12 protein-coding genes are annotated in these 16,197 nt (G+C 72.0%); 5 read left to right on the forward strand and 7 right to left on the reverse strand.

Annotated elements, in window-relative coordinates; all coding sequences use genetic code 11:
• Positions 1-60: 60 nt before the first annotated feature.
• The 4 genes from K7862_RS25965 to K7862_RS25980 form a co-directional block, all read right to left on the reverse strand.
• Positions 61-948 carry a carbohydrate ABC transporter permease gene (locus tag K7862_RS25965; protein WP_222966725.1) on the reverse strand — a complete coding sequence of 296 codons (888 nt, stop codon included), beginning with the start codon at positions 946-948 and terminating at the stop codon, positions 61-63.
• Positions 945-1,919 (reverse strand): carbohydrate ABC transporter permease, encoded by a 975-nt coding sequence (locus tag K7862_RS25970; protein ID WP_222966727.1) that lies wholly within the window; start codon positions 1,917-1,919, stop codon positions 945-947. The genes K7862_RS25965 and K7862_RS25970 overlap by 4 nt, the downstream gene beginning before the upstream one ends.
• Positions 1,920-2,000: 81 nt before the next feature.
• The gene (locus tag K7862_RS25975) at positions 2,001-3,317 is read right to left on the reverse strand and encodes an ABC transporter substrate-binding protein (RefSeq protein WP_222966729.1); all 1,317 of its coding nucleotides are present in this window, start codon (positions 3,315-3,317) and stop codon (positions 2,001-2,003) included.
• A 309-nt stretch (positions 3,318-3,626) separates the two neighbouring features.
• Positions 3,627-5,075: a glycosyl hydrolase gene (locus K7862_RS25980; RefSeq protein ID WP_262413811.1), complete on the reverse strand. Its 1,449-nt coding sequence runs from the start codon at positions 5,073-5,075 to the stop codon at positions 3,627-3,629.
• 530 nt (positions 5,076-5,605) lie between these two features.
• Between K7862_RS25980 and K7862_RS25985 the strand changes: the two genes are divergently transcribed.
• Entirely contained in the window at positions 5,606-8,677 is a 3,072-nt protein-coding gene (locus K7862_RS25985; RefSeq protein ID WP_222966733.1) for a discoidin domain-containing protein, read from the forward strand.
• Positions 8,678-8,905: 228 nt separating this feature from the next.
• A complete protein-coding gene (locus K7862_RS25990) occupies positions 8,906-9,064 on the forward strand; it encodes a hypothetical protein (protein WP_222966735.1) in 159 nt (52 codons plus the stop codon).
• A gap of 197 nt (positions 9,065-9,261) precedes the next feature.
• Here K7862_RS25990 and K7862_RS25995 read toward each other — a convergent pair whose 3' ends face one another.
• A complete protein-coding gene (locus K7862_RS25995; protein WP_222966737.1) occupies positions 9,262-9,762 on the reverse strand; it encodes a hypothetical protein in 501 nt (166 codons plus the stop codon).
• A 223-nt stretch (positions 9,763-9,985) separates the two neighbouring features.
• Here K7862_RS25995 and K7862_RS26000 point away from each other — a divergent pair, with 223 nt between their 5' ends.
• Entirely contained in the window at positions 9,986-10,825 is an 840-nt protein-coding gene (locus tag K7862_RS26000) for a hypothetical protein (protein ID WP_222966739.1), read from the forward strand.
• A 15-nt stretch (positions 10,826-10,840) separates the two neighbouring features.
• Here the strand turns inward: K7862_RS26000 and K7862_RS26005 are convergent, their stop codons facing one another.
• Positions 10,841-11,683 (reverse strand): helix-turn-helix domain-containing protein, encoded by an 843-nt coding sequence (locus K7862_RS26005; protein WP_222966741.1) that lies wholly within the window; start codon positions 11,681-11,683, stop codon positions 10,841-10,843.
• A 77-nt stretch (positions 11,684-11,760) separates the two neighbouring features.
• On the opposite strand from K7862_RS26005, the gene K7862_RS26010 reads away from it, so the two are divergent.
• Positions 11,761-12,594: an alpha/beta fold hydrolase gene (locus K7862_RS26010; RefSeq protein WP_222966743.1), complete on the forward strand. Its 834-nt coding sequence runs from the start codon at positions 11,761-11,763 to the stop codon at positions 12,592-12,594.
• A 21-nt stretch (positions 12,595-12,615) separates the two neighbouring features.
• On the opposite strand, the gene K7862_RS26015 is transcribed toward K7862_RS26010, so the two are convergent.
• Positions 12,616-13,122 (reverse strand): P-loop nucleotide/nucleoside kinase family protein, encoded by a 507-nt coding sequence (locus K7862_RS26015; protein ID WP_222966745.1) that lies wholly within the window; start codon positions 13,120-13,122, stop codon positions 12,616-12,618.
• Positions 13,123-13,251: 129 nt separating this feature from the next.
• Between K7862_RS26015 and K7862_RS26020 the strand changes: the two genes are divergently transcribed.
• Positions 13,252-16,182, forward strand: coding sequence for a helix-turn-helix transcriptional regulator (locus tag K7862_RS26020; RefSeq protein ID WP_222966747.1), 2,931 nt, complete (start codon positions 13,252-13,254; stop codon positions 16,180-16,182).
• Positions 16,183-16,197: the final 15 nt, after the last annotated feature.

Here is a 16,197-nt window from a genome sequence, read left to right on the forward strand (position 1 = left end):
GGAGGGCCCCGGAGGGCTCGGCGGTGGCGGGGAATGCGATGCGGCGGGGACCCTCCGGCGTCACTTGGTGGCGCCGGCGGCGAAGCCGTTGTAGATGAAGCGCTGCAGGGCCAGGAAGACGACCAGGCTGGGCACGATCACCAGCGCCGCGCCCGCGGAGATGACCTCCCAGTGGGCGCCGTAGGGGCCCTTGAAGCGGAACAGGGAGGTGGAGATCGTGCCGAGGTCGTCGTCCGGCATGTAGAGGAACGGGATGTAGAAGTCGTTGTAGACGGCGACGCCCTTGACGATCACCACGGTGGCGACGGCCGGTTTGAGCAGCGGCAGGATGATGCGCCAGTAGATGGTGAACGAGTTGGCGCCGTCCAGGCGCGCGGCCTCGTCCAGCGAGACCGGGATCGACCGGATGAACTGCAGGAAGATGTAGATGGACACGATGTCGGTGCCCATGTACAGCAGCACCGGCGCCCAGCGGGTGTCCATCACCCCCAGCCGGTTGACGATCTGGTAGGTGGCGACCTGCGTGGTGACGCTGGGGACCAGCGACGCGATCAGGAACAGCGCCATCACGAGCTTCTTGAACCGGAAGGGGAAGCGGTCGATGGCGTAGGCGGTCATCGAGCCGATCAGGACCGTGCCGAGCACCGAGAAGAAGAGGATGAACGAGGTGTTCCACAGAGCCCGCAGCATGTGCCCGTCGTTGAACGCGACGACGTAGTTGTGCAGGTTGAACCAGTTGTGCGGTGCGGCCAGCGCCGCGCCGTCGGCCATCTCCGTGCTGGTGCGCAGCGAGGTGAGCAGCACCGCGGCCAGCGGTACCAGCACGACCGCGGAAGCCAGCACCAGCGAGAGGTACTTCAGGAACACCGCCGTGCGCCGGCGGACGAGGGCCCTGGTCCCCGGCCTGCGCGGTGCCCGCGCTATCGCCGGGCCGTCGATCGCGGTCATGACTGTTCCACCCTCTCGTCGGGAAACAGCAGGCGCTGCAGCCACGTCACCAGCAGCACGATGAGCAGCAGCACCACCGCGGCGGCCGACGCGAGGCCGGTCTTGTTGAAGTTGAAGGCGAGCTTGATCGTCTGGATGACGAAGGTCTCACTGTTGTTGGAGCCGCCGGTCATGATGAACGGGATCTCGAAGACCGACAGCGACCCGGACACCGCGAGGATCACGCTGAGGCTGATGATCGGCCGGATGCTGGGCGCGATGACGTAGCGGAACTGCTGCCAGCGGCCGGCCCCGTCGAGCGCCGCGGCCTCGTACAGCTGCGGGGGTATGGACTGGATGGCGCCGATGAAGAGCACCATGTTCAGCCCCATGAAGCGCCACACCGACACCCCGGCCAGCGAGGTGTTGACCAGGTGCGGGTTGCCGAGCCACAGGTGACGGCCGGCGCCGAACCAGTGCAGCACGGTGTCGAGGGTCCCGCCGGGCTGGAAGAAGTACAGGAACACGAAGCCGACGGCGACACCGTTGATGAGGTACGGGAAGAACAGCAGGCCCTTGAACAGGTTCCGCAGGCGGGTGTCGAAGCTGAGGACGGTCGCGAAGTAGAGCGCCGCGCAGATCTGCACGGCCGACGCCCCGAGATAGAACAGGCTGACCCAGAAGACCTGGAAGAGCTGCGGCCGGGTGAACAGGTCGGTGTAGTTGGACAGTCCGACCCAGTCGCGGGTGGGGCTGATCCCGTCCCAGTCGGTGAAGCTGTACGAGAACATGTCCACCACCGGCAGCCAGGTGAACGTCACGAGCAGCGCGAGCGGGGCGAGCAGGTACAGCCAGGGGGTGAACCACCAGGCGCCGCCCCGGCGGCGCGACGCGGGCCGCCGGCGCGGTGGTCGCGGGTGGGTGCGGGCCGCGTCCGGTGGCGGCAGGGTCCGGGCGGGTGGAGTGCGGCCCGCGGTCCGCGGTGCGCTCATCTGGTCCTTCTTCCGTGGGATGGAGCTGCCCCGGCCCTGGGTTCCGCCGGGCCGGGGCAGCGGTGGTGCGGCCGGCTCCGGTCAGCCGACGGTGCCCTGGGCGTCGGACCACTTCTTGTCGAGGTCCTTGAAGACGCTGTCCTTGTCGCCGCCGGCCGCACCCCGGGCGACGTCCACGATGTGCTGCGGGTAGTCCTGGTCGTTGATGCCGATCTCCGAGGCCTTGTCGATCTCGTCCACCAGGGCGGTCCTGTCGTTGGTGAGGTGGATGAGGCGCACCCCGGCGTCCTGGAACGGCTTGAGGTCGGCGGGCAGCGGTGAGCCCTTCACCGAGGAGATGGACAATGCGGCCTGCGCGTCACCGGACTTGTTGATGTACCAGTCGAGCCAGGCGCGGGCGGCGTCCTTGTTCTTGGAGTGGATGTTGACCGCGTACTGGTAGTCGGGGCGCACGACGGAGCAGAAGTGCCCGTCCTTCTGCGCCGGGAAGGGCATGAAGCCGATGCTGTCGGGGTTCTTCCTGGCCTTCTTGGCGGCGTCCTGCATCTGCACGACAGCCCACGAGCCGAGCCACATGGTGGCGATCTTTCCGGTGCCGAGCAGCACCTTGGAGTTCTCCCAGTTGGTGGTGTTCGGGTCGGCCTCGGACAGCTTGTCGTGCACGGTGTCGTAGAGCAGCGAGTCGACGACGTTCAGGTCCTGGCCCTGCGCCCACGGCTCCTTGGTGCCGGCGAGCTTGTCGTTGGCGGCCGGGTCGCAGCTCGGCGACCCGAGTGCGTTGCCCCAGTTCGTCAGCGGCCAGCCGTCGTGGTAGTTCGTGTAGTAGGGCGTGGCACCGGTCTTCGCCTTGATGGCCTTGAGGTCGTCGAGGAACTGCTGCGGCGTCGTCGGCCAGGTGGTGACGCCGGCCTGCTGCCAGACCGCCTTGTTGTAGACGAAGCCGTTGGCGGTCCCGATGTTGGCGATCCCGTAGACCAGGCTGCCCACCGTCGCGTGGTCGGTGAAGTCGTAGGTCTTCGACAGGTCCGCGGCGGTGCCGAGCGGGGCGAAGAACGTCGGGTACTGCTTGAGCGGCACGGAGTTGGGGATGGACAGCACGTCACCGTAGTTCTTGCTGTTCATCCGGATCTTGACGTCGCCCTCGTAGTCGGTGAGGCCCTGGAACTTCACCGTCACGTGCGGGTAGATCGTGTTGAACTCCGCCGCGTAGCGCTTCAGCGTGCCGTCCTGCACCTGGTCGGTGCGGTTGGTGAGGACGGTGATCGTGCCCGAGACCTTCGACGGGTCCGTGGGGACCTTCACCACGTCCGAGGACGATCCGCTTCCGCTCCCCCCGCCGCAGGCGGACAGGGCCAGGGCGAACACCAAACCGGTGGCCGCCAGAGCTGTTCTTCGCATGCCGATCCCACTCCCTTGTCACGGAAACTCGTCACTGAAACGGAAAGCGCCGCACTGCATGCCGCGCAGCGACGGACGTCTCGTCGTCGGGGCGAAGCGGCTCGATGGCTGCTTAACGTAGACGGAACTCGGAGCGCTGTCCATAGAACGGTCTAGTGATTCGATGTCCGTGGACAGAGCCCGGGAGAGTGGGCGTTCACGCTTGACGCTCCGAACAGGCAGGCGCTTGAATCTGCCGGAACTAAAACGGGCAAGCGAGAACGGGGCCGCCCGTGGATGGTGGTCGGACGGCCCCGGGTCCCTTTCGTGTCAGGCGGGCAGGTGCCAGAGTTGCCAGGCGTTGGTGTTGCGGTCCCAGATCTGCAGCCGCGTGCCGTTGGCGGTGTCACCGCCCGGGACATCCAGGTACCGGCCGGACTGCGGGTTCCTCAGATGCCCGTCGGACTCCGCCACCCACGCTTGCGCACCCGAGCCGTTGCAGTCCCAGAGCTGCAGCACCGTGCCATTGGCGGTGCCCTGACCGGTCACGTCCAGGCACTTGCCCAGAGCCCGCACCGTGCCGTCCGAACCCACCGTCCACACCTGCGCGTTCGTGCCGTTGCAGTCGTACAGCTGTACCGCCGTACCGTTCACACTGCTCGCACCCGCCACATCCACACACGTGCCGCCCACACCCGTGATCGCCCCCGTCCGCGAGCCACCCGGCGGCGTCGTCGGCGGCGTGGGCCCTCCCCCGCCGGGGATGGTGAACTGGCCCTGGCTGAGGACGCGCGAGGAGCCGAAGGTGGCCTGGAGACCGGCAGCGGAGTTGGCCGAGGTGATGTAGTCGGCCCAGATCATGAACCATGTCCACTGCGGCTGCGAGGCGAGCTGCGCCGGGGTGGGCACCGTGCCGACCTCGGCCAGGGAGACGGGCTTGCCGTGCGCGACGGCGAGGAGCGCCTGGTACCAGTCGCCGGTCGGGAAGCCGTGGTCCCACGGGTCGAGACTGGCCACGTCGACGTACGCGTCACCCGGGTAGAAGCCGGCCACCCCGCCCGAACCGCCGTTGGCGTCGGTGTCCTTGACGTTCCACACCCAGATGATGTTGGTCAGGCCCTTGGACACCAGGTAGTCGTGGGTGATCTGGTAGAGCCTGGCGCTGCCGTCGGGGCCGGACCGGCCCCCCCACCACGCCCAGCCCTCGTTCATCTCGTGCAGCGGCCGGAACAGCACAGGAACACCGGCGTCCTTGAGCTGCTGGAAGTACGGAACGGCGGTGTCCAGCTTGGCCTTGTAGTCGTTGTTGAGCGTCGTGCCGCTGGTGATGAGCTGCTGCCACTCGGCGTCCGACAGCTTGCTGCCGTTGACGCCGCCGTCGAACTCGCAACTGGTCACGTCCGGGCGGCACATGTGCCAGGTGAGGTTCACCAGGGAGCCGTTGGCCCACTCGGTCCTCGCCTGGTTGATCATCGTCTGGCGGTTCGCGATGTCGTCGGCCCGGAAGCCGAGTTCGCCGCCCCACAGCCCCGGCCACTTGCCGGTGAGTGCGTGTGCCTGCGCGGTGTACTGCGACGGGTTGCTCAGCGGCTCCTTGTTGTGCACGCCGCTGATGGTGTGGTTGCCGCTGATCTGGTGCAGATAGCCGAGCACCGCGGCAGGGGTTGAGGCGCCCGTGGCGGACGCCGGTGAGGTGGAGGCGGCCAGCCATGCGACGCCGGCCAGCGGAATCGCGGCCAGCAGTGCGGCCGCCTTACGCCTGAAGATCGTCGTTCTCAATGGGGGGACCCTCTCATGAGCAGTCATGGGGGTGGAACGTTGCAGAAGCGGGGCAGGCCGTGCGGGAATCGAGTCCTGTCGGGTCCGCACCGCCGAAGCGACCGATGACATCGCTGTCGTGCTCTGAACGTAGGCCAGAAGCTAGAACCCCACTCTGACGGTGTCAATGGATCGGACCAAGTCGGCGATAAAACGTGCCAGTAGACCGAGAAGGCTCTTGAACGCGCCCGATACCGCCGGGCCACACCGGGCGAACGCCCAGAGTTCGACCGCGCAGCCGGCGCGGCGCTTGCTCGATCCCTCGAACGCTCCACGAACCGGCGTCGCCCGATTTTTGACAACGATGTCGTGCAAGGGGCGGGTCACGCCCTAGAGTGCGGGATCGCCCCCCACGAGCCGCAGTCCCCGGAGGCGTGACCGTGAGAACCCTGACGTTGCTGAGATCGCCGAGACCTCGGCGTGCCCCGCGGGCGGAACGCCGACCGCGCGTCGCGGAGGCGCCGCACGCCCGGCGCACCGTCGCCGTGGCGGTGGCGGCGCTCCTGCTGTCGACGGTGTCGACCGGGGTGTTCGATCCGCCGCGGGCGGCGGCGAGCCAGGCCGAAGACGGCTGGGTGCTCAGCACCACCGACCCCTCGACGGACTACGCCCCCGCCTTCCTCGGCAACGGATACCTCTCCACGCGCGTCCCCGCACAGGGCGCCGGCTTCTCCTCCTCGCCGCTGCTGACCGAGTCCCAGCTCGCGGGCTTCTACGGACAGGGACCGGGAATCTCGGTCCAGCGGGTGAACATCCCGGCCTGGTCGACGCTCGGGGTCTCGGACGGCAGCGCCGTCTACGGCAACGTCGGTTCGGCCGGCTGTGCCTTCGGCGTCGTCTGCGAGGCGGAGAGCGGCACGCTGTCCGGCGGTGCGTTCGTCGCGACCAACCACACCGACTACGGCGGCACGGGCTTCGTCGCCGGCTACGGCCCCGGCGGCCACCCGGCGCCGGGCGCCACCGCGACCGTGACGGTGTCCGGCGTCCCGGCCGGCACCGCGCGCCTGACCGTGCGGTACTCCGCCGGGGGCGGTGCCGCCCAGACCCTCAGCGCCCAGGCCGACGGAGGCGCACCGGTCAGGATCCAGCTCCCCGGGACGAGTTCCTGGGACACCTGGGCGACGGCCACGCTCGACGTGCCCGTCACCTCCGGCGTGAACACCGTCGCCGTCACCTGTGCCACCGGCGACAGCTGCCTGGCCAACGTCGACCAGATCTCCCTGTCCCCGGTCGGCACGGATCCGGCCGCCAAGGCGCCGACGGGAACGACCTCGGACTACCGGCAGTCCCTGGACATGCGGCGCGGCATCATCACCACGTCCCTCACCTGGACCTCACCGGCGGGCCGGGCCACCCGGCTCACCTACCAGGTGCTCGTGGACCAGGCCGACGCTCATCTCGGCGTCACCCGGGTCGACATCACCCCGCTGAACTGGAGCGGACCGCTGTCCGTGGTCGACGAGCTCGACGGCCGCGCCGACACGCTGCCCGTCAACCACCGGCTGAGCAAGTCCGTGAACCTCACCCAGGTCTCGGCCGGACACGTCGACGGACCGGCCGCCACCCTGAGCGAGACCCTCACCACCCAGCAGGTCGGCATGCGGGCCGGGATGGCGTCCGTGCTGCGCGTCGACGGCGATCCCGCGGTGACCGTGCCGTACACCGACGTGCCGGCGGACTCGCTGGCCCAGAGCGCGAAGCTCAGCGTCCAGGCCGGACACACCTACCAGGCGGTGAAGTTCGTCGGCGTCGCGTCCTCGAACGACACCGAACAGGGCTCGGCCCCCCTGGTGCGGAACGGTCCGGCCGACCCGCAGGCCGACGCGCTCGGCCACGCGGCACGCGCCGCGGCGCAGGGGTGGCAGCCGGTCCAGAGCGCGCACGAGCGCGCGTGGGCACGGCTGTGGCAGTCCGACCTCTCCGTTCCCGGGGACCCGGACCTCACGCGGCGACTGCGGGCGGGCCTGTTCTACCTGATCTCCTCGGTCCGCGACGGCGTCACCTGGGGTCCGACCCCGGGCGGGCTGTCGTCCGCCGACTACAACGGGCATGTCTTCTGGGACGCCGACACCTGGATGAACCCGGCGCTGCTGGCCGGCCATCCGGACCTCGCGCAGAGCCTGCTGGACTACCGCTCCACGCTGCTGGACGCGGCCCGCGCGAACGCCGAGGCGCACGGCTACCAGGGCGCGCAGTACCCGTGGGAGAGCGCGGACACCGGCAGTGACGTAGGCATCCACCCACGCGAGATCCACATCGACTCCGATGTCGCCCTGGCGCAGTGGCAGTTCTACCAGGCGACCGGCGACCTGCAGTGGCTGCGCACCAAGGGCTGGCCGGTGATCAAGGCGGTCGCCGCGTTCTGGGCGAGCCGGGTCACCCCCGACGGCAAGGGCGGCTACGGCCTCGACAACGTCCAGTCGCCGGACGAGAACCACGACCACGAGAACAACAGCGCGTACACCAACGCCGGCGCCATCGACAGTCTCGACATCGCCACCGAGGCGGCGCAGTTGGTCGGCGAGCAGGCGGACCCGCTGTGGGCGCAGGTGTCCGGCGGCCTGAGCGTCGCCGTGGACCCGGCCACCGGCGTGCACCCCGAGTACGACGGCTATCGCGGTGACACCATCAACCAGGCCGACACCGTCATGCTCCAGTACCCGCTGAACTACCCGATGACCGCTGAGCAGGCGCAGGCCGACCTCGACTACTACACGCCGCGCACGGACATCAACGGCCCCTCGATGACGGACTCGATCAACCTGATCGACAGCGCCCGGCTCGGCACGCCGGGCTGCGTCACCGACACGTTCCTCAGGCGCAGCCTTGACCCGTACACCTACGCGCCGTTCGACCAGTTCGCGGAGACCCGCGCGGGTGGGGCGTTCACCTTCACCACGGGGATAGGCGGGGTGCTGCAGGCCTTCTACTACGGCTTCACCGGTCTGCGGTTCGGTGCGGACGCGGTCGGCCTCGACCCGATGCTCCCGCCGCAGATCCCGGGCATCGACGTCACCGGGGTGCAGTGGCACGGCAACACCTTCGACATCTCGATCCGCCCCGACGGCACGCGGGTGACGCTGCGCGGCGGCCACACGCTGGCCGTCTCCGCCGCGGGCCGGACATCCACGCTGCACGGGCACCAGAGCGTGACCGTCCCCACCAGGCGGCCCGACCTGACGCCGACGGACGACGCCGCACGCTGCAAGGACGTGAGCGCGACCACCGCCGACCCGAGCTTCCCGGCGGTCGCGGCCGTCGACGGAAGCCCGAGCACGCACTGGAAGGCGACGGGGCCGGGGGCCGCCCTCACCGTCGACCTCGGCGGCGCGACGACGGTCGGACGGACGGTCGTCCAGTCCTACGGGGCGACGACCGCCTACCGGATCGACGTCTCGGCCGACGGTACGGCGTGGACGCCCTTCGGGGCGCCCGTGGCCGCGGCCTCGGGATCGAGCACGACGGTGACCGCGACGCCGGTGACCGCTCGCTATGTGCGGTACACGGCGGTGGGCTCGGCGACCGCGGCGGTGGTCGGTCTCTCCGCGTACGCGGGCGGCTGAGCCGGGACGCCCGGGGGCCGGGCGGGCGTGCGGTTGTCCGTTCGCCCGTCCCGGCGCCGCATCATGCCCCGCCCCGTGCCCCGCGTCCGGCGCCTCGCCTGAGGCCTGCCGTCCGCGCATGTCCGCGGGGCGGAGGAGGCGTAGGGTTTTGAGTACGGAGTCGCCGGTGCGACGCCTCGAAGCCGTCGCGCCACAAGCGCAGTCTTCCCGGTCCTGGAGGAGGGCGACATGACGGAATCTGCAGATGACTGGGTCGAGCGGGTGAGGAGTCTCTCCGAGAAGGCGTCGCAGCAGGAGGCCGAATCGCTGGTCCGCGACGTCTACGAGTCCGCCCAGAAGGAACTCGACGCCCAGCGCGCCGAAGCCGAGTACGAACGCGAGGAGTGACCGTAGGCCGTCGCCCGGCGACGGGCACGCACGGCACCTGCGGGAGGAGGCTGTACTGCGTGCCCGGACGCGGGCCCGGCCGGACCTGGCGCGTCCTTCACGTCACGGCGTGGGGGACGCGTTCTCGCGCCGGGACGCGTTCTCGCGCCGGGACGCGTCTTCCTGCCGGGCCGTTTTCTCGTCCTCGCCGGCCGCCCTCAGTCCGCGGGATGGTCGATGACGGAGGTCCAGCCCAGGGTGAGGGCCCACGCGTTCTGCGGGCTCGCCGTCACCGAGAGCGCCACCGAGGTCCTGGCGCCGTCGAGGGCGATCTCGTTGTAGACGCCGGGGGTGCCGCAGGCGACGTCCATGGAGGCGATGGTTCCCAGGTGCACGCGGATGCTGCCGGGGCCCTTGCACAGGGCCACGACGCCGAGGGTGCCGCGCGGGATCCGCGCGAGGGTGGTGAGCTGTGCCGGTCCGCGTACGCCGTGGGTCTGGTAGAGGACCTTCAGGCCATCGGGCAGGGACTGCGGGCGGGCCGGGTCGTTCTCGGGCTTGGCGTCGGCATCGGCTGCGGCGGCCTGGGCCGGGGCGGCCTTCCGGACGGCAGCGGGGGCCGTGGTGACGGTCGCGACCGTGTGGGCCGTTCTGCCGGCACTCCGCGCCGGCGACGCGTGCCCGGCTGTGCCGCATCCGACCGCCGCGGTGAGAATCACCAGTGAGCATGCTGCTGCCGCGGTGTTTCGCATCGCCCCTCCCCCAAGGATCATGGCCCCTCACATCTCTTCGCGGAGGACCAGCGCAGATCCTAGGGCTGCGCGGGCCGGGGCGGAATATGTTCAGAACATATTCCGGCCGTGTCGCGTCTCGCAGACCCGGATGGTGGTCGTCCCGGTATTCCGTTGCCGAACAGGACACCCTCGTGCTGACACTGGTTCCATGCGACGGGCAACGCGTGAACCTCTGCCGGGAGACGGTCTCGTCCTGGCCGTGCCGGGTGAGGCTCTCGGCCCGCCCGGGATGCGCTTCGAGTCCCGCAGGGACGGCGCGTGGGTCCTCCGGCAGGGCGAACGGCCGCTGATCCGGGCACGCGTGGAGGGCGACGGCTGCTGCCGGGACCTGCGCCTGCACCGCTTTACCGGCTTCCGCTCTCCCCTGCCGCCGGTGTCCGCCGCGGCCATGCGCACCGGACCCGACTGGCCGCACCGGTACGCACTTCAGCTGGAGGACACAGAGAACGGCCCGTTGCATGGGGGGCGTTGGCGGCTCACCGCACGCCGCCACTTCGCTCCGGGCATCTGGAGCGCCGACCTCGTCCAGGACTGGCCGCACGCCACGCTCGAACTGCTCTGCGGCGGTGGCTGGCACGGGATCCTGCCCCTGCGCCCGCTGCCGTCGCCGGACGCCCCCCGCGTCAAGGCGCTCCGCAAGCACGCCCGCGAAGGGACCCTGGCACCGGTGCTGGTGTGGTGGATCTCCTTCCTCGACGGCTGGGTGCTCCTCGACGGCCACGACCGGGCCGTCGCGGCGCTGGCCGAAGGCATGCAGCCGCAGGGCGTCGAACTCGCCCGTGTCCCCGACGACGCCGTGTGGCAGACCACCGCACGCATCGTCACCGAGGCGCACGCGGAACGGATGGCGCGCCTGGCCGCACGTCCCCCGCACCCGAACACCGCGCGTCAGCGGCGGACGCTGGAGCGGCACCACGCCGACCTCATCGCCACGCTCCCCTACGAGACCGCCGGCACCCCGGTCTTCGACGCGCCGCCGTCCGGCTGAGGCGGCCGCGCTCCGTCAGCCGAGGCGCTCGGGCCACGCCACGTCGTCGACCGCCAGCCACGCCTCCCCCGCCGCGGCCGTCGGCGTGACCCCGGCGAAGGCCACCACGTCACGGTGCAGGTGGGACTGGTCGGTGTAGCCGCCCTCCGCCGCGACGCGCGCCGGGCCGTCACCGGCGACCAGGCGGTGCACCGCACGGTCGAAGCGGACGAGTCGCGCGGCGCGCTTCGGCGGCAGCCCGATCTGCTCCCCGAAGCGGGACCACAGGCGCTTACGGCTCCATCCCACCTCGGCCGCCAGCCCCTCGACGCGTCCCGTCCCTCCCGCGGCGACGATGCGCCGCCAGGCCCAGGCGACCTCAGCGTCCGCCGACGCCCGTGCCTGGTAACGCCGTTCGAGCAGCGACTCCAGCAACGCGAAGCGCTGCTGCCAGGAAGTGGTCTCGCTCAGCCGCTCACGGATGCGTGACGTCTCCGGGCCCCACACGTCGTCGAGGGCCACGACGCCGTCGAGTTCGGCCGGGGTCACGCCCAGCAACGAGCGCGCGAGCAGCGGAGACAGGCGGACCTGCAGGCACGCGACGTTCTCGCCCCGCACCCACGCCGAGCCCCCCGAGCCCATGCCGAGCCCGGCGACCACGCTTCCCCGCTGCTGCCGCCCTCGGGCATCGGTGACGACCGGCGTGCCCGCGCCGAAGTCCACGGCCAGCATCACGGACGGATGCGGGATCACCCGCTGGCCGACCTTGGCGGCACCGCCGTCCCGGAAACCCGCCATGCCGACCCCGGGCAGCCGGCTCGGCCGCGAGGGGCCCACCACGTCCCACACCGCCACGCGACCGTACGCGCTGGATCCCATGCTTCGATGCTACGTACGCCGGGCGCCCGGGGACATTCGTCCAGGACATCCGGGCCTGCCGGCGCCATCGTGGGCCCATGACCACCGAGAACTCGCCGCTGCCCCTCGAAGCAGGGGACCTTCACGTACGGCAGGACGGCCCGCGTGACGCCCCGGCTCTCGTACTCGTCCACGGCCTCGCCGCCTCGACGTCCTGGTGGGACGCGATCGTGCCGGAACTGGCCGCGGCTCGTCACGTCGTCCGCCTCGACCTCCTCGGACACGGCCGGTCCGCCCGACCGGACGGTCCCGGCTACCGGATCGCCGACCATGCGCGCCGGGTCGGCGCCGCGCTGGACCGGCTCGGCGTGGAACAGGCGGTCGCGATCGGCCACTCCACCGGCGGCCTGGTCGTCACCGCGCTGGCCGAGGAACGGCCCGGCCTGCTCGGCGCGTTGGCGTTGATCGACACCGGGCCCCGGCTCGGCGCCTTCGTCTCGAACGGGCTCGCCGGGCGGCTGATGCTCGCTCCGGGCCTCGGCTCGCTGCTGTGGCGGGTCCGGACCGACGCGCTGATCCGCAAGGCGCTGAGCACCGCCTTCAGCCGGCCCGGCTATGAGATCCCCCCGCACCTCGTGGCCGACGTACGGACGATGACCCTGCACGGAACGGTGGCGACCTCGCAGGGGGCGATCGACTATCTGACGCGGCAGCCGCTCCCGGACCGGCTGTCGGCCCTCGGGAAGCCGCTCCTGGTGCTCTTCGGCGAGCAGGACCGCAGGTGGCGCCCCTCCTCCGCGGCCGAGTACACCGGCGTTCCGGGCGCCCTGGTCGAGATGATCCCCGGCGTCGGGCACTCACCCATGCTGGAGGATCCGCACCGGACCCTGGCGCTCCTCCGGCCCTTCATCGAAGCCCACGCCCGAGGTTGAGGAATCGAGGACGAGCGCCTCTCAGTCCGGGAACGGCGGCCGGACGACGTGCTCGCCCTCGCCGACCGGTTCCTCGAACTGGGCGACGTAACGCGCGAGCAACCCCGCGTCCACGGTGACGGAGTTGGCGCCCTGCTCGCCGTTCCGGGCCTGGAGGCGACGCTCCAGAGTCGTCCGGTCGGCCTTGAGGTGGACCAGCTCCCAGCGGCCGCCGTGGCTGCTGATCAGGGCCTTGTAGTCGTCACGGGCCGCCCGGCTCCAGAAGCTGTAGTCCACCACGACGTCGCGCCCGGCCCGCATCAGCTCGACCAGCTCCTGCCGCTGCTCGGCGCGGACCTCCTCCTTGAGCCGGTCGAAAGCCGCCGGTTCCAGCACCAGCCCGGCGTCGCGATGCCCCAGCCGTTCCCAGACGGCTTCGTCGATCGACAGCCGGACATACCCCTGCCGGACCAGTTCCGACGCGTATGTGGTCTTGCCCGCTCCCGGAAGACCGCACATCAGAACCACCGTGCTCATGCGCTGTGCCACGACGCCACGTTATCCGCCGCGCGCCGCCCACGGCACCGGGTGAGGGGCCGGCTCACCCGACGCCCACGCTCGGGGCAAAGGTGCTACGGGCAGAATGTGTGCCGCCGGGGCGGCGGAGCGGAGGCGCACATGAGTGGAACGGCACCGGGAAGTGCCTCGGGGCGCCGGGCGGGCCTGGGCGTTCCCCGCCTCGTCGGCCGCGTCCGCGATCTGTCGCTGCTCGGCCGGGCCCTCGACGAGCGTCCCGGTCCGGTCGTGGTCGCGGGCGAGGCGGGCATCGGCAAGAGCCGGCTGCTGGCCGAGCTGCTGCGGCAGCGCCCGGAGACGGCCCTGGTCGCGGTGTGCCTGCCCTTCCGGGAGCCGTACACCCTCGGCCCGGTCGTCGACGCCGTCCGGACCCTGGCCGGCGGCGTCGCCGACCTGTCCCTCACCGGTCTGGCCGGGGCCCTGCGACCGCTGTTCCCCGAGTGGGCGGACCAACTGCCGCCTGCCCCCGAGCCGTTGCCGGACGCGGCGGCGGCCCGGCACCGCCTGCTCCGCGCGCTCGTCGAGCTCATCGACGCCCTCGGCGTCGGGCTGTTCGCGGTGGAGGACGCCCACTGGGCCGACGAGACCACACTGGAGCTCCTGCTGTTCCTGTGCGCCCGCCGCGCACACCCGCGCGTGGTCCTCACCTACCGGCCCGAGGACGTCCGTCCCGATTCGCTGCTGCGCCGCCTGGTCGCGCAGAGCGGCGTCACGCGCCTGGAGCCGGGTCCGATGGACACGGCGGGGACGGCGGACCTGGTGTCCTCGATGCTGGGGGGCGAGCCGGTCTCCGCGGAGTTCGCCGCGTTCCTCCACGGCCACACGGACGGGCTGCCGCTGGCGATCGAGGAGTGCGTCCGTCTGCTCTACGACCGTGCCGACCTGGTGTGGGAGGACGGCGCGTGGCTCCGGCGCGACCTCGCGGAGCTCGTCGTGCCGCCGAGCATCCGGGACGCCGTCCTCGAACGGACCTCGCGCCTCGGTCCGGCGACCGGTGCGGTGCTCGCCGCCCTGGCGGTGCTGGAGGGGGACCAGCGGCCGACCCTGGTCGCCGAGGTCGCCGGTGTGTCCCTGGACGAGGCGGAGAGCGGTCTGGCCGAGGCAGTCGCGGGCGGCCTGCTGCACGAGGACCGCGGCTCCCGGGTGGGGTTCCGCCACATCCTGGCCGCGCGGACCGTCTACCACGCCCTCGGCGGCCTCGAGCGCGGCCGCCTGCACCTGCGGGCGGGAGAGGCCCTCGAACGAGAACCGGTGCGCCGCGTCGCCGAACTGGCCCGGCACTTCCGGGAGGCCGGGGACGACGGCCGCTGGGCCGTGTACGCCGAGCAGGCGGCGGACCGGGCGGTCTCGTCGGGCGACCCGCGGACGGCGTTCGTCCTGCTGCTCGACGTCCTCACCGGGCGGGCCGCCCGGGGCGCGGCGGTGTCCCGGCTGGTGCAGCGCATGCCGCTGTACGCCGCGCCCGGCAACGCCCCGCTGAGTGAGCTCGTCGCGGCGCTGCGCGAGGCCGCCGACGGTGAACTCACGCCTCAGGAGCGGACGGAGGCCGCCTGGCAGCTCGCCCGGCTGATGTTCCACGCCGGCGACGTGGAGGCGGCCTCGGCCGAGATGGAGCGGATCGTGCCCGGACTCGTCCGGGACCGGCCGGCCGCCGCGGTCCGGGCGATGATGATGCTCGCCCGCCCGCTGGCCACCGCGCACCCCGCGGCGCACCACCGTGAGTGGCTGGAGCGTGCCGGGCGTCTGGTCGCCGGCCCGCCGGACCCGGTGCCCGAGGACCGGCTCTCCTTCCTGGTGGACCGCGCCGACACCCTGCTGGTGCTGGGCGACCCGGAGGGCTGGACGGCGGCCCGCGGGCTCCCGGCGGACGGCACGAGCCCCGGCGAAGTGCTGCAGCAGGCCCGGGGGTTCGCCAACATCGGTGAGGCGGCGATGCTGTGGGGCCGCTACGGTGACGCGCGGCAGCGGCTGGACGCGGCCGCCGCCCTGGCCCGGCGCCACCAGTACCTGCGGCTGCACGACCTCGTGGGGGCGACCCTCGCCCACCTCGACTGGCTCACCGGCGCCAGGTCCGCCGCGGTGCACTGGGCGGCCTCGGCGCTCGACGCCGACGAACCCGTGCTGCGTGCCGACGCCCTGCTGCTGCTCGGGCTGGACGAGGCGGCGCGCGGCGACCACCGGCAGGCGAGCGAGCGGGTGCGGGCCGCGATCGCCGTGGGGCGTCCCCGCGGCCCCGCGGACGGCTCGCGTGATCCGTCCGCCGTCGTGGCGCGGCTGGCCGTCGCGGCCGGCCGGCCGGAGGAGGCGCTCGCCGCGACCGAGGCCGCCTGGCGGCTGGTCGCGGCGAAGGAACTCTGGCTCTGGGCCGCCGAGATCGCCCCGCTCCGGATCCGCGCCCTGCTCGCCACCGGGCGCGTGGCGGAGGCCCGGCGCGCGGCCGCGGCCTTCACGGCGGGAACGCGCGGCCTGGACGCGCCCATGGCGGCGGCCGCCGGGAAGCTGACGGCGGCCCTGCTGGCCCGGGCCGAAGGCGAACCGGCGGACGCCGCCGGGCGGTTCGAGGAGGCCGGTGCCGCCTGGGCGGCCCTCCCCCGCCCCCACGACGCGTTGCTGGCCCGTGAGGACGCGGCCTGCTGCCGGCTCGCGGCCGGTGAACGGGACCGGGCCGTGGCGGCGTTGCGCGAGGTCTTCGACGGCCTCACCTCCCTCGGCGCGACCGGGGACGCGGACCGGGTGCGGCGCCGCCTCGCGGACGAGGGGGTCCGGATCGGGGGGCGGGCGGGCAGGCCCGGGTACGGCGACCGGCTCTCACCGCGCGAACTCGACGTGGTGGGGCTGCTGGTGGAGGGCCGGACCAGCGCCCAGATCGCCCGCGTACTCGGGCTCTCGCCCCGCACCGTCGAGAAGCACGTCCTCTCCGCGATGCGCAAGCGGAACGCGCCCTCGCGCACGGCGCTCGCCGTCGCCGTCGTGGAGTCCGGTGACGTGCCCCCACCGGGGAACGCGCCCCGGCCGCACCTGACGACGGGCTGACCGCCGTGCCGTCAC

Source organism: Actinacidiphila acidipaludis, assembly GCF_019890725.1.
In the GTDB taxonomy this organism is placed as follows: Bacteria; Actinomycetota; Actinomycetes; order Streptomycetales; family Streptomycetaceae; genus Actinacidiphila; species Actinacidiphila acidipaludis.

Bases quoted from the DNA above. Each gene is read 5' to 3' on its own strand.
- K7862_RS26000 (WP_222966739.1), top strand. From the start codon at position 9,986: ATGCGACGGGCAACGCGTGAACCTCTGCCGGGAGACGGTCTCGTCCTG.
- K7862_RS25965 (WP_222966725.1), bottom strand. From the start codon at position 948: ATGACCGCGATCGACGGCCCGGCGATAGCGCGGGCACCGCGCAGGCCG.
- K7862_RS25975 (WP_222966729.1), bottom strand. From the start codon at position 3,317: ATGCGAAGAACAGCTCTGGCGGCCACCGGTTTGGTGTTCGCCCTGGCC.
- K7862_RS26010 (WP_222966743.1), top strand. From the start codon at position 11,761: ATGACCACCGAGAACTCGCCGCTGCCCCTCGAAGCAGGGGACCTTCAC.
- K7862_RS26020 (WP_222966747.1), top strand. From the start codon at position 13,252: ATGAGTGGAACGGCACCGGGAAGTGCCTCGGGGCGCCGGGCGGGCCTG.
- K7862_RS25970 (WP_222966727.1), bottom strand. From the start codon at position 1,919: ATGAGCGCACCGCGGACCGCGGGCCGCACTCCACCCGCCCGGACCCTG.
- K7862_RS25990 (WP_222966735.1), top strand. From the start codon at position 8,906: ATGACGGAATCTGCAGATGACTGGGTCGAGCGGGTGAGGAGTCTCTCC.
- K7862_RS26005 (WP_222966741.1), bottom strand. From the start codon at position 11,683: ATGGGATCCAGCGCGTACGGTCGCGTGGCGGTGTGGGACGTGGTGGGC.